Annotated in this window: 11 protein-coding genes and 1 rRNA gene (1 of these 12 running past the window's edge); 9 read left to right on the top strand and 3 right to left on the bottom strand. The window is 40.2% G+C overall.

Going from position 1 to position 13,870, the window contains the following annotated elements; genetic code table 11:
- Nucleotides 1-106: 106 nt before the first annotated feature.
- Both G8O30_RS10460 and G8O30_RS10455 read left to right on the top strand, forming a co-directional pair.
- Nucleotides 107-619 (top strand): superoxide dismutase family protein, encoded by a 513-nt coding sequence (locus G8O30_RS10460; RefSeq protein WP_239672008.1) that lies wholly within the window; start codon nt 107-109, stop codon nt 617-619.
- Between the two features lie 82 nt (nt 620-701).
- Nucleotides 702-959, top strand: a complete 258-nt coding sequence (locus G8O30_RS10455; protein ID WP_239672007.1) for a DUF1871 family protein — start codon at nt 702-704, stop codon at nt 957-959.
- A 311-nt stretch (nt 960-1,270) separates the two neighbouring features.
- Here G8O30_RS10455 and G8O30_RS10450 read toward each other — a convergent pair whose 3' ends face one another.
- A complete protein-coding gene (locus G8O30_RS10450; protein WP_239672006.1) occupies nt 1,271-2,140 on the bottom strand; it encodes an alpha/beta fold hydrolase in 870 nt (289 codons plus the stop codon).
- Nucleotides 2,141-2,453: 313 nt separating this feature from the next.
- On the opposite strand from G8O30_RS10450, the gene yugI reads away from it, so the two are divergent.
- From yugI to G8O30_RS10435, 3 genes are all read left to right on the top strand, one after another.
- Complete coding sequence (yugI, locus tag G8O30_RS10445) at nt 2,454-2,867, top strand: S1 domain-containing post-transcriptional regulator GSP13 (RefSeq protein WP_239672005.1); 414 nt, start codon at nt 2,454-2,456, stop codon at nt 2,865-2,867.
- Between the two features lie 1,131 nt (nt 2,868-3,998).
- Nucleotides 3,999-5,543 carry an L-glutamate gamma-semialdehyde dehydrogenase gene (gene pruA, locus G8O30_RS10440; protein ID WP_239672004.1) on the top strand — a complete coding sequence of 515 codons (1,545 nt, stop codon included), beginning with the start codon at nt 3,999-4,001 and terminating at the stop codon, nt 5,541-5,543.
- Nucleotides 5,544-5,641: 98 nt separating this feature from the next.
- On the top strand, nt 5,642-6,838 hold the full coding sequence (locus G8O30_RS10435) for an ornithine--oxo-acid transaminase (RefSeq protein WP_239672003.1): 1,197 nt from the start codon (nt 5,642-5,644) through the stop codon (nt 6,836-6,838).
- A gap of 37 nt (nt 6,839-6,875) precedes the next feature.
- Here G8O30_RS10435 and G8O30_RS10430 read toward each other — a convergent pair whose 3' ends face one another.
- Nucleotides 6,876-7,109 (bottom strand): DUF378 domain-containing protein, encoded by a 234-nt coding sequence (locus G8O30_RS10430; protein WP_239672002.1) that lies wholly within the window; start codon nt 7,107-7,109, stop codon nt 6,876-6,878.
- Between the two features lie 175 nt (nt 7,110-7,284).
- Here G8O30_RS10430 and G8O30_RS10425 point away from each other — a divergent pair, with 175 nt between their 5' ends.
- The 3 genes from G8O30_RS10425 (at nt 7,285) to G8O30_RS10415 (ending at nt 10,816) form a co-directional block, all read left to right on the top strand.
- On the top strand, nt 7,285-8,448 hold the full coding sequence (locus G8O30_RS10425) for an iron-containing alcohol dehydrogenase (protein ID WP_239672001.1): 1,164 nt from the start codon (nt 7,285-7,287) through the stop codon (nt 8,446-8,448).
- Nucleotides 8,449-8,904: 456 nt separating this feature from the next.
- On the top strand, nt 8,905-10,254 hold the full coding sequence (locus G8O30_RS10420; RefSeq protein ID WP_239672000.1) for a glucose-6-phosphate isomerase: 1,350 nt from the start codon (nt 8,905-8,907) through the stop codon (nt 10,252-10,254).
- A gap of 154 nt (nt 10,255-10,408) precedes the next feature.
- Nucleotides 10,409-10,816 (top strand): YugN-like family protein, encoded by a 408-nt coding sequence (locus G8O30_RS10415; RefSeq protein ID WP_239671999.1) that lies wholly within the window; start codon nt 10,409-10,411, stop codon nt 10,814-10,816.
- Here G8O30_RS10415 and G8O30_RS10410 read toward each other — a convergent pair.
- A complete protein-coding gene (locus G8O30_RS10410) occupies nt 10,805-11,791 on the bottom strand; it encodes a potassium channel family protein (RefSeq protein ID WP_239671998.1) in 987 nt (328 codons plus the stop codon). The genes G8O30_RS10415 and G8O30_RS10410 overlap by 12 nt on opposite strands.
- A 665-nt stretch (nt 11,792-12,456) precedes the next feature.
- Here G8O30_RS10410 and G8O30_RS10405 point away from each other — a divergent pair.
- A 16S ribosomal RNA gene (locus G8O30_RS10405) occupies nt 12,457-13,870 on the top strand (it continues 137 nt past the right edge of the window).

Genomic DNA, 13,870 nt, shown 5'->3' with positions numbered 1-13,870 from the left:
GCGATTTAGCATGTATAAACTTATGCTAAATCGCTTTTTTGTCTTCCTGTACGTTTGGATCATTACTCAGTAGGTCAAAATAGTAAAGCATAAAGGAGATGAAGTAATGAAAAAAATAGGTTTATTGTTATCAGTACTAATTATTAGTGGATGTGCGTTGGAACAAGGGTCTTCTGCCAATGTCTCTGTCATCAACAGCGATGGTGATGAAATTGGTACGGTTGAGATGCAAGAAAGTCCTGAAGGGGTAAAGATGTCCTTTGATCTCACCGGTTTACCTCCGGGAGAGCATGCGGTACACATACATAATAAAAATAAATGTGACATACCAGATTTTCTTTCAGCAGGAGAGCACCTAAATCCTGATGATAAGCAACATGGATTATTAAATCCAGAAGGTGCTCATGCAGGGGACTTACCCAATTTAATTGCGGATGAGCAAGGAGTTGTAAAGGTAGATATTGTCGCACCTGGTGTAACATTGAAGGACGGAAAGACTACTTTATTTACGAAAGACGGTACATCCATAGTTATTCATGAAAATGCAGATGATGGAATGTCTCAACCTGCTGGGAACGGTGGAGAACGAATTGCGTGCGGAGAAATTAAGAAGAAATAAACACAAGTACCTAAATTACTTTCCAGATGTCGGTTACTCTTTTATAATGAGCTATACATAGTCAGGTAAAGGTCGTGATACGATGGACGTAGTGGAACTGAATTTAGCGTTAGTTGACACTCTTCAAAAATGGGATCCTCTTCGAATTGGGGAGGAGAATTATGAAACAGAGATTGCGGATGTTATTCAAGCGGTCCACAAATTAACTGATGAAGAAAAATTAGCGAAGGAAATACAATTCATTTATGAATTTTCTTATGAGCAAATAATACCGTTGCAATCATGTAAGAGTGTTGCAAAGCAATTATTGAGCCTGAAAGAAATAAGTGAATGTCAGTGATTATATGGAAAAAGGGGCTAGAACAAAACCCAAAAGTAACTGCTCCGGGATTTCCGCTGTAGGGGGACGCTTTCCACGGGGCGGGCAGTCGAGCCTTATCGTCGTGGTCGCTATCGCTCCTAACTCCTGTAGGGGCTAGACTACCCACTTTGCCCGTAGGAGTCGCCCCCTTCCGCTCCAATCCCAAATATTTAAACTGTAAAAGCATTAGTTCTGCAGTACTTATAACTCAAATACAACGTAAAAAAGGTACATTCGTTTTTAAGAATGTACCTTTTTTAGTTTTGTCCAAGTTTCTTTAAATTTCTTTTTTATATTGTGTCAAAAGTAGGGGTAAACGGGATGATATTTTTCTCTTGTTTTACTACGGTCTCACTAGATAAATAGGAGTGAACATAGGTAAATGTTTCTTCAGGTCGTTCTTCAGGAATTAAATGCCCGGTGTTCTTTAATACATGCAGATTTGCGTTTGGAAGGTCTTTCACTAATCGTTCTCCTACAGAAAGAGGTACAACCTTATCTTGTTCTCCCCACAATAAAAGAATTGGTGTTTGGATGGATTGTAAAGTTGTACTCGGTAAGTCCCCTTCTCGATGTCTAATCATTTGAGAGAGAGCCTTAAAAATATCTTCTTCTAAAAATGGGCGAACATACCCTAAAATCATTTCATCTGAAATAATAGCTGTGTTATGCACCACATTTTCAATGTTCCTAAGAATACCACTTCTGGTTAACCATACTTTAATGTAGTGGTGAAAATACGGTAGTCTACTTACTCCTTTTAATAGCAAATGTGCAGGTTTTAAATAACCAGAACTACATAAAAGTACTCCTTTTTTGGCAATTCCACTATGGTTGTTCATAACATTTAAAGCAATTTGTCCACCCATGGAATGCCCCATAAAGTGAGCTTCTTGAATATTTAATTGCTGGAGTAGTTCTACTACGATATCCCCTAAATTCTTATAGGAGTAGGGGAAAGAAAGATTTTTTGCACTTTTACCGAATGGTGGTAAGTCTATTGCAATGACGCGATAATGGTTTTGAAAATAAGGAATTAAGCGCCTAAAACTAAAAGTGGAAGATAAAAAACCGTGAAGTAATACAACAGTGTCTTCGTATTCTTCGGGACGGTAATCTTCATAATAAACACTAATCCCCTTGATTTCGATATGATTCATGCGGTTCAACTCCCAAGGATGGATTGTATTGTTATCGTCCCCAAAACAAACAACTCCATGTACGAAAGAGGTTATAAAAAAATTGCAAAAAAAAATCGAGCCAGTTGGCCCGACAAAAAGGGGGGAATACTTGAACGACTTACACGATAAGGATAGCCAATGTAATTTAGAAATATACTATTTGATGGGATGAAGTTTTATATTTGTAAGGAAAAATATGATTTTAACTTTCTTTGGTGTTTTGATTGCAACTGTGATATAATCTATAGTTGCATGTAATCGGGAAAATATATTGTATTTAGGAGTGTTTTTTATGACAACAAAATATCAACAAGGTGACGTTTTAGAAGGAAAAGTTACTGGTGTTCAAGCATACGGTGCTTTCGTTGCTTTAGACGAAGAAACGCAAGGTTTAGTACACATTTCAGAAATTACTCATGGTTTTGTTAAAGATGTTAACGAGCACCTAAAAGTAGGGGATTCTGTAAAAGTAAAAGTTTTATCTGTTGATGAAGCTGCTGGCAAAATCTCTTTATCTATCCGTGCTACGGAGGAAGCTCCAGCTGAGCAACCAAAAGCAGCGAAAAAAGCTCCTCAAGCTCGTCGTCGTCAAGCAGCTCCAACAGTTGCTCACACTGACAATGACGCTGCAGGTTTCAACACGTTAAAAGACAAGTTACAAGAGTGGATCGAGCAGTCTAACCGCGAAGATCTAATCAAGAAGTAAGTTTTATTCCCTATTGCGTTCTTTAAGCCCTCTGCCCATGTGGTAGGGGTTTTTTTACGTGTATAAAATTAACTTCACATGAAAGATGAAATGTAGTCTGTGAAAATCTTAGTGACTGCATAGGGATTTCCGCTGCAGGGGGACGCTTTCCACGGGGCGGGCAGTCGAGCCTCCTCGTCGTGGTCGCTATCGCTCCTAACTCCTGGGGTCTCGACTACCCACCTTTCCCGTAGGAGTCGCCCCCTTCCGCTCCAATCCCCGGACATTGTTTGGTTGTAAGAAAAGAGTCTGAAATACGTAGATTTTTAAGAAAACACTTGGACTATATTATTTCAGTTTTAAACCTACTTAGGCTTCTGAACTTTTCTGCCGCGGCTGAACGCGCCATCTACGCTTTTCTGTAGTGTCTAGCTCCAGGTGCGCAGATGCTCGGCAAACTCGGATGGCCCTGTGGTGGCTGAGGGGCTGCCTCCTCGGTCCCTCCAAGTTTGCTGCCGCATCTAAACGCGCGCCTGGAGCTTTTGTTACGTGAACAGTAACAACTCAGGAAGGACCACGTGATGTGGTCCGTACTTAACCGAGTATCCTTACCCAAATGGTGTCTAGCTCCGAGGGCGCAACCGCTCGGAAAAGTCCAAAAGCCCTCCGGTGGCTGAAACGGGACCTTCTGCTAAAAACCGGTGACATCACGTCACCAACGCAGAAGACAGTACGTCACGTACAAGCCCTCAGGCTTCTGAACTTTTCTGCCGCGGCTGAACGCGCCATCTACGCTTTTCTGTAGTGTCTAGCTCCAGGTGCGCAGATGCTCGGCAAACTCGGATGGCCCTGTGGTGGCTGAGGGGCTGCCTCCTCGGTCCCTCCAAGTTTGCTGCCGCATCTAAACGCGCGCCTGGAGCTTTTGTTACGTGAACAGTAACAACTCGGTGTTGACCACGTGATGTGGTCCGTACTTAACCGAGTATCCTTTTCTAATATAACACTTGAAAAATTCTCAAAATTTCTGCATTATAGAAATGGAAGGGCTTTCTCGTATATAGATACTAAATAGATAGCTCTAGAGAAAGATCTAGCTCTTGCGCGTTGCTGCTTGAGGCTTACAAAATGATTTGGGTGCAGAGGAGGATTTACATGATTCCGTACAAACATGAACCATTTACTAATTTTTCTTTAGAAGAAAACGCACAAGCTATTCGTGAGGCTATTGCCTACGTTGATAGTTACTTAGGGGAAGAATATCCACTTACTATCGGTGGAGAAAAAGTTACAACGGAAGACAAAATTGTTTCCTATAATCCGGCAGATAAGAACCAAGTGATTGGTTCTGTGTCAAAAGCTAGTCGTGAATTAGCAGAAAAAGCAATGGACGTAGCATATGAAACGTTTCAAACTTGGCGCAAAGTGAAGCCGGAAACTCGCGCAGACATTTTGTTTAAAGCTGCAGCGATTATCCGTCGTCGCAAACATGAGTTTTCTGCTTTACTAGTCAGAGAAGCGGGTAAACCTTGGAATGAAGCGGATGCGGATACTGCAGAAGCGATTGATTTCTTAGAGTACTATGCTCGACAAATGTTGAGATTAAAAGATGGATATAAAGTAGAAAGTCGTGTTGGTGAATACAATCAATTTGGCTATATTCCATTAGGAGTTGGAATTGTTATCTCTCCTTGGAATTTCCCGTTTGCCATTATGGCTGGGACAGCAGTAGCTGCAATCGTTACAGGTAATACGGTACTTCTTAAACCGGCTTCTACAACTCCAGTAGTAGCAGCTAAATTTGTAGAGGTTATGGAAGAAGCAGGACTTCCTGCGGGCGTTCTAAACTTTGTACCAGGAAGCGGTTCTGAAATTGGAGATTATTTAATTGACCATCCAAAAACTCGTTTTGTCAGCTTCACTGGTTCTCGTGATGTTGGAACGAGAATTTATGAGAGAGCAGCAGTTGTTCAACCAGGACAAATTTGGTTAAAACGTGTTATCGCCGAAATGGGTGGTAAAGATACAATTGTTGTTGATTCTGATGGAGACCTTGAATTAGCGGCGAAATCAATTGTTGCTTCTGCTTTTGGATTCTCTGGTCAAAAATGTTCTGCTTGTTCAAGAGCGGTAATCGTAGAAGACGTTTATGATCAAGTGTTAGAAAGAGCAGTAGAACTAACAAAAGAATTACAAGTAGGTAACCCTGTAGATGGTAAACTTTTCATGGGTCCTGTTATTGATCAGGCTGCTTACGATAAAATTATGAGCTATATTGACATTGCAAAAGAAGAAGGAAGAATTGTAGCAGGAGGAGAAGGTGACGACTCAACTGGTTATTTTGTTCAACCAACTATCGTTGCAGATGTAGATCCTAATGCTCGATTAATGCAAGAAGAGATCTTTGGTCCAGTTGTTGCTTTCTCAAAGGCAAAAGATTTTAATCATGCATTAGAGATTGCGAACAATACAGAATATGGTTTAACTGGAGCTGTCATTACGAGAGATCGTGCAAAGATTGAGCAAGCTCGTGAAGACTTCCACGTTGGAAACCTATACTTTAACCGTGGTTGTACTGGAGCGATTGTTGGGTACCAACCATTTGGTGGATTCAACATGTCAGGTACAGACTCAAAAGCTGGTGGTCCTGATTACCTAGTACTACACATGCAAGCGAAAACAACTTCTGAAACTCTTTAAAAGAGTCTTGTTTATACAAGCTAATCATTAATTTTGACGAAAAAAGAAAACGGCGATCGCTTATGGATCGCCGTTTTTTACAAGAGAGGATGAGTTTAATGACAACTACAACTACTTCAATTATTGAACAAACTGAACGTTTTGGTGCGAAGAACTATCACCCACTTCCAATTGTTATTGCTAAAGCGGAGGGGGTTTGGGTATATGATCCAGAAGGCAATAAATATATGGATATGTTAAGTGCGTATTCTGCGGTAAACCAAGGACATCGCCATCCTGCTATCATTCAAGCGTTGAAAGATCAAGCAGATCGAGTGACATTGACATCACGTGCATTCCATAATGATCAACTTGGTCCGTGGTATGAAAGAATCTGTCAATTAACCGGTATGGATATGGCATTACCTATGAATACCGGAGCAGAAGCAGTGGAAACAGCTGTTAAGACTGCTAGACGTTGGGCTTACGACGTAAAAGGTGTACAAGAAGATTGTGCAGAAATTATTGTTTGTGAAGGAAACTTCCACGGTAGAACAATGACTGCTGTATCTTTATCATCCGATCCAGAGTATAAGCGTGGATTTGGACCAATGTTACCAGGGATAAAAATCATTCCTTATGGTGATGTGGAAGCGTTAAAATCTGCTATTACAGAAAATACAGCAGCGTTTATGGTGGAGCCTATTCAAGGGGAAGCAGGGATTGTCATTCCTGAGGATGGGTACTTAAAAGCCGTTCAAGATGTTTGTAAAGAAAATAATGTTTTATTCATAGCAGATGAAATTCAAGCAGGTCTAGCGCGTTCTGGTAAAATGTTTGCATGTGACTGGGGGGATGTTAAGCCAGACATGTACATTTTAGGTAAAGCGCTTGGTGGTGGAGTATTCCCTATTTCTTGTGTAGTTGCCAATAAAGAAGTATTAGGAGTGTTTAACCCTGGTTCACATGGTTCTACTTTTGGTGGAAACCCAATGGCTTGTGCGGTGTCAATTGCTTCTTTAGATGTGCTCGTAAATGAGGACTTAGCAAACCGTTCTTTAGAATTAGGAGAGTATTTCAAACAAGCACTTCAAGAAATTGACAACCCTAAAATAAAAGAAGTTAGAGGAAAGGGATTGTTTATTGGAGTGGAGTTAACGGAAGCTGCTCGTCCTTATTGTGAACAATTAAAAGAAAAAGGCTTATTGTGTAAAGAAACACATGATACAGTTATCCGCTTTGCTCCGCCTCTAGTGATTAGTAAAGAAGAATTAGATTGGGCAATTAACGAGATAAAAACAGTATTAAGTGCATAACAAAAAAGGCATCCTCCATTGGGATGCCTTTACCTTATTAACGAGTGGGCTCTGGATGAGCTTCTCTCTCATGGCGAGGTGTTGGTACAAATAATAAACCTATGTTAATGAGACCGGCAATACCAACAAGACCATAGATAAGTCTCGCGATTGCGCCATCTTGTCCTCCGAATATTGCGGCAACAAGGTCAAATTGGAAAAATCCAATTAATCCCCAATTCAATGCTCCTATTATAGTTAGAACTAATGCGATTCGTTGTAATGCAGACATGTATGTTACCCTCCTTTCAAGATTATTGTTAGTATCACCATTCGAGTTGTAGGTAGTCTGTTAAAACATTCATGAACTTCCTGTGTACAGGAAAGAATAGAGCCGAATCAAAATTTTTGCATTTCCAAGCAGAAGGTTTGATAATAAGGCTAGTACATATCAAGGAGGTAATAACATGAATTCATTCGCTTTTTTTAACCCTACAAAGCTAATCTTTGGAAAGGGTGAATTAGCTAAACTTTCTGAAGAAGTAGCAGTTTACGGTAAAAATGTTCTTCTAGTTTACGGTGGGGGTAGCATCAAACGTAATGGACTGTATGACAAAGTTCTTTCTGAGTTAGCAAAGATTGATGCAAACGTAGTAGAGCTTAGTGGGGTAGAGCCAAATCCACGATTAACTACTGCAGAAAAAGGTATTGCTCTTTGTAAGGAAAATAACGTTGATTTTGTCCTTGCAGTAGGTGGAGGAAGCGTTATTGACTGTGCAAAACTTATCATTGCTGGAGCAAAATACGAAGGTGATGCATGGGATCTAGTTACGAAAAAGGCTTTTGCTTCAGAGGCCCTTCCATTAGGTACAGTTTTAACATTAGCTGCTACAGGTTCTGAAATGAATGCTGGTTCTGTTATTACAAATTGGGAAACACAAGAGAAGTACGGTTGGGGAAGTCCTGTAACATTCCCTAAGTTCTCTATCTTAGATCCAGAGCACACATATTCAGTGCCTAAAGACCATACAACTTATGGAATTGTAGACATGATGTCACATGTATTCGAACAATATTTCCACAATGCAACAAATACTCCTTTACAAGATCGTATGTGCGAATCTCTTCTTGTAACGGTTATGGAGGCAGCTCCAAAACTTCAAGAGGATTTAACGAACTATGAGCTAAGAGAGACAATCCTATTCTCTGGAACTATCGCGTTAAATGGAATGCTTCAAATGGGTTACAGAGGAGACTGGGCTTCTCATAATATTGAACATGCCGTTTCCGCTGTGTATGATATTCCTCATGCTGGAGGTTTAGCAATTCTATTCCCTAATTGGATGAAGCACACGTTAAAAACTAACCCTGCTCGTTTTGCTCAACTTGCAGAAAGAGTATTCAACGTAGATCCTGTAGGAAAGACTACGGAAGAAATAGCTCTAGAAGGGATTGAACAACTACGTATGTTCTGGACTTCTATCGGAGCACCATCAAGATTAGCGGATTATGATATCACGGATGAGAAGATCAAGCTAATGGCAGATAAAGCTATGGCTAACGGGCCATTTGGTAACTTCCAATCCTTACACAAAGAAGATGTAGAGGCTATTTTACGAGCTTCTCTATAAAAGAACATAGGGGCTGGGACAGAACAAAAAGGTACATTTCGAAAAAACGAATGTACCTTTTTTGTGTTGTATTTAAGAACATAATACTGCAGAATTAGTGCAATTATAGAATATTTCTTAGGGATTGGAGCGGAAGGGGGCGACTCCTACGGGATAGGTGGGTTACTGAGACCCCACAGGAGCGCGTTCTTCAGCGACGAGGAGGCTCAGTAACCCGCCCCGTGGAAAGCGTCCCCCTGCAGCGGAAATCCCTGTGCAATCACTTTCGGGTTTTGTCCCAACCTCTTTAATTTTTCTGTAGAAATGGCGCGTATTTTGAGAGAATGTTTTGAGAAACTAAGAAAAAAGTCAATTTTTTATCATGAAAGCGCTTGTAATTTAGTTGATTTCTTGCTATTTAGAAAGCGTTTCGATAAAGTGATAAAAGAATGAAACAACCTATGGAGGTACAAATCAATGACACATATTCGTTTTGACTATTCGAATGCTTTAAGTTTCTTTGGAGAACATGAACTTACTTACCTAGAAGATGCGGTAAAAGTAGCTCATCACTCCTTACATGAGAAGACAGGAGCAGGAAATGACTTTTTAGGATGGGTTGACCTTCCGACGGATTATGACAAAGAAGAGTTCGCACGTATTCAAAAGTCAGCAGAGAAAATTAAGAATGATTCTGATGTTTTATTAGTAGTTGGAATTGGTGGTTCTTATTTAGGTGCACGTGCAGCATTAGAAATGTTAAACCATAGTTTCTATAATGCATTATCTAAAGAACAGCGTAAGACACCTCAAGTATTATTTGTTGGAAACAATATCTCTTCTACATATATGAGAGACTTAATGGACCTTCTTGAAGGAAAAGATTTCTCCATTAACGTAATTTCGAAATCAGGAACTACAACGGAGCCAGCTATTGCATTTCGTATTTTCCGTAAGATGTTAGAAGAAAAATATGGAGTGGAAGAAGCAAGAACAAGAATTTATGCTACAACAGATAAAGAACGTGGAGCATTAAAAACTCTTGCATCAGAAGAAGGATACGAAAGTTTTATCATTCCAGATGATGTAGGTGGTAGATACTCTGTATTAACAGCAGTTGGACTTTTACCAATTGCTGCAAGTGGAATCAATATTGAGGAAATGATGCAAGGTGCTCAAAAAGCACAAGAAGATTTCAGTGCTAGTGAGTTAACAGAAAATATTGCCTATCAATATGCTACTGTTCGTAATGTTCTTTACAACAAAGGTAAAACTATTGAGATGCTTATTAACTACGAGCCAGGCTTACAGTATTTCTCTGAGTGGTGGAAGCAATTATTTGGAGAAAGTGAAGGGAAAGACCAAAAAGGTATTTATCCATCATCTGCAAACTTCTCTACTGATTTACACTCTCTTGGTCAATATGTACAAGAAGGAAGAAGAGACCTTTTTGAAACAGTTATTAAGGTTAACTCACCTAGACATGAATTAACACTTGAAGCTACTGAACAAGATCTTGATGGATTAAATTACTTAGCAGGAGAGACTGTTGATTTTGTAAATCATAAAGCTTTCCAAGGAACATTACTTGCTCATACAGATGGAGGAGTGCCTAATTTAATTATTGAGATTCCAGCAATGGATGCTTACACATTTGGTTACTTAGTGTACTTCTTCGAAAAAGCATGTGCAATGAGTGGTTATCTATTAGGAGTTAACCCATTCGATCAGCCTGGTGTTGAAGAGTATAAAGTAAATATGTTTGCTTTATTAGGAAAGCCTGGGTTTGAAGAGAAGAAAGCGGAATTAGAGAAGCGTTTGAAATAAAACACAAGTAAGAATAGTCCATGTAGTGATACAGGAAGCGTTAATTAGATACAAACAAAAAGAAGGTGCTAGTGTGCACCTTCTTTTTGTTTGTATTGGGTACATATAAATTTCCTAGATTGAAACACTAATCCTATAAAAGGAGGGTGTTACTATGATAAGTTTGTCTTCTAGTATAACAGGAGAACATTTTCAACTATACAAACTCGAACAAGAGTTAAAACCTCTAGGGTTTATGATCGGGTCTAATTGGGACTATGACCACGGTTATTTTGATTTTAAAATAGATGATCGAGTAGGATATCAATTTTTACGTATCCCATTTGTTGCCGTAGACGGTCAGTTAGACACGGGAGGAGCGACGGTAGAAATACAAGAACCATTTTTACTGTCACATAAGTATCAAAGAGGATTAGATGACCATGCAATGATAGGGAACATATCAGCTTCTTTTAACCAGTTCTCAGAACCTGTTGATAAAGATGCCTCGTTCCCTGAAGAATACGTTCAAGTAGGAAAAAATCTTTTAAAAGAAGTGGAGAGTAAATTACTAGCTAATTAAAATTAACTCATCTCCATTCATTAAATAAAGTCCTGGAGCGGGATTAATGAGATTAATCTCGTCTCTTTTTATTCCAATAACAATTTTTCGTTCTTTTAAAAAATGGGATTGTAATTCTTCAAAAGATTTCGTCTCCCATTCTGTATTAATTAATTCTAAATGGATATGAGATACATCTTCTTCTTGTAAAAGAGATTCTATTGACTTTGACATACCGTGAGAGGATAAAGTATTAATTATTAAGTTACTCGTTTGTTCATTTGTCCTAACTATCTCATCAGCACCTGCTCTTTGTGCATTCTTCACTTGTTCATTCGTTAAAATTTCTGCAATACAATAAACGTTCTCCCCAATCCCTTTTGCAGAAAGGATCGTTAACACTACTTCCTTATCAGAATCTGCTTCGTCTAAGTGCTGATTTGCTGTAATAACCATTTGACTTGCTGAAGCGACATTTGCCCTTTGTAAGGTTTCGTCATTATAAGGTTTCCCTTTAATGAAAGTAATTCTTTCGTGTGGAAAAGGATTTTCTTCTGCAGTGTTGTCAATCAGTACAATTTGGGTATTATCTTTATACTTTGTATAGTGGGAAATTAAAGCTTTTGATCGCTCGTTCCAACCAACTAATACAATGTGGTTTTTCCCCATATAAGATGTTCCTCCATTAAGTTTTTGTTGAAGTCTCGCTATCGTGGCAGATGATAACGTTACAAAATATGTTGTAACAAACCCCGCACCAACAACAATTAAAATAATAGCTATGAACTTACCTGTGAATGTAGCTGGAACGAAGTCGCCATATCCGATAGTTGATGTGGTTACGATCGCCCACCATATTCCATCAAAAATAGTGGGAAACGTTGTAGGTTCGATTAAGTGAACTAAAACACCAAAAATAACAACCATGCTAGCTGCAAATGTAAAAAAACGTGCAAGTAAAGGTAATTGATTAAAATGATGTAACCATTTTTTCACTGTTTATACACCTTCGACTTTCCGAAGTATCATTAATACTAATTGTTTGCATTAAGTTGGAAATGTAAACATTCCAAAAAAGAGACACTTCAAAGTCTTTTTTGTACTTTTAAACAAAATGTATTGAGTTGAGGAGGTATTTATCAGTATATTATAAAGGTTCTCATACAACAGAAGCACACTAACACATAAAGGAGAATACCAAGGATGGAGAACTTTTATGACAGTTTGTATAAGTGGCAATTAGATAACACGTTAGTTACTGTGACTTACACTATATCTAAAAAGGGTCATCAAACATTTGTAGGAAGGATTCTACAATTTTCTTTAGAGAATAAAACAATACTATTTTATAATGATGATAAAAAAAGTGTTGTATCAGTAAGCTTGAATACGTTAGATGACATACAAGCATTTAAAATTTAAACTTTTTTTGAAAAAAGTATTGCCTAATAGATTTTGTCGTGTTATATTATTTCTTGTCGATTGGGACACGGAATAATAAAATAAATAAAGTGTTGACTTACATAATGCTTTTTGTTATATTAATCTAGTCGCCAAAAAACGACATTGAACTTTGAAAACTAAACAAACCAAGTGCCAACGTTTAATTCAGTTGTTTCTAGGAAACAACAAAACAAGTTTTTTATGAGCTAATCAAACATCTATTGGAGAGTTTGATCCTGGCTCAGGACGAACGCTGGCGGCGTGCCTAATACATGCAAGTCGAGCGGACTTGTGGGAGCTTGCTCCCGCAAGTTAGCGGCGGACGGGTGAGTAACACGTGGGTAACCTGCCTGTAAGATTGGGATAACTCCGGGAAACCGGGGCTAATACCGAATAACATCATTTGTCGCATGACAGATGATTCAAAGGTGGCTTCGGCTATCACTTACAGATGGACCCGCGGCGCATTAGCTAGTTGGTGAGGTAACGGCTCACCAAGGCGACGATGCGTAGCCGACCTGAGAGGGTGATCGGCCACACTGGGACTGAGACACGGCCCAGACTCCTACGGGAGGCAGCAGTAGGGAATCTTCCGCAATGGACGAAAGTCTGACGGAGCAACGCCGCGTGAGTGAAGAAGGTTTTCGGATCGTAAAACTCTGTTGTTAGGGAAGAACAAGTACCGTTCGAATAGGGCGGTACCTTGACGGTACCTAACCAGAAAGCCACGGCTAACTACGTGCCAGCAGCCGCGGTAATACGTAGGTGGCAAGCGTTGTCCGGAATTATTGGGCGTAAAGCGCGCGCAGGTGGTTTCTTAAGTCTGATGTGAAAGCCCACGGCTCAACCGTGGAGGGTCATTGGAAACTGGGAAACTTGAGTGCAGAAGAGGAAAGTGGAATTCCACGTGTAGCGGTGAAATGCGTAGAGATGTGGAGGAACACCAGTGGCGAAGGCGACTTTCTGGTCTGTAACTGACACTGAGGCGCGAAAGCGTGGGGAGCAAACAGGATTAGATACCCTGGTAGTCCACGCCGTAAACGATGAGTGCTAAGTGTTGGAGGGTTTCCGCCCTTCAGTGCTGCAGCTAACGCATTAAGCACTCCGCCTGGGGAGTACGGTCGCAAGACTGAAACTCAAAGGAATTGACGGGGGCCCGCACAAGCGGTGGAGCATGTGGTTTAATTCGAAGCAACGCGAAGAACCTTACCAGCTCTTGACATCCTTTTGCCTTCCCTAGAGATAGGGATTTCCCTTCGGGGACAAAAGTGACAGGTGGTGCATGGTTGTCGTCAGCTCGTGTCGTGAGATGTTGGGTTAAGTCCCGCAACGAGCGCAACCCTTGATCTTAGTTGCCATCATTTAGTTGGGCACTCTAAGGTGACTGCCGGTGACAAACCGGAGGAAGGTGGGGATGACGTCAAATCATCATGCCCCTTATGAGCTGGGCTACACACGTGCTACAATGGACGGTACAAAGGGCTGCAAGACCGCGAGGTTAAGCCAATCCCATAAAACCGTTCTCAGTTCGGATTGTAGGCTGCAACTCGCCTACATGAAGCTGGAATCGCTAGTAATCGCGGATCAGCATGCCGCGGTGAATACGTTCCCGGGCCTTGTACACACCGCCCG

Origin of the sequence: Mangrovibacillus cuniculi, from assembly GCF_015482585.1 — a bacterium.
GTDB lineage: Bacteria > Bacillota > Bacilli > Bacillales > R1DC41 > Mangrovibacillus > Mangrovibacillus cuniculi.
This window is presented reverse-complemented; position numbering and strand designations above follow the sequence as displayed.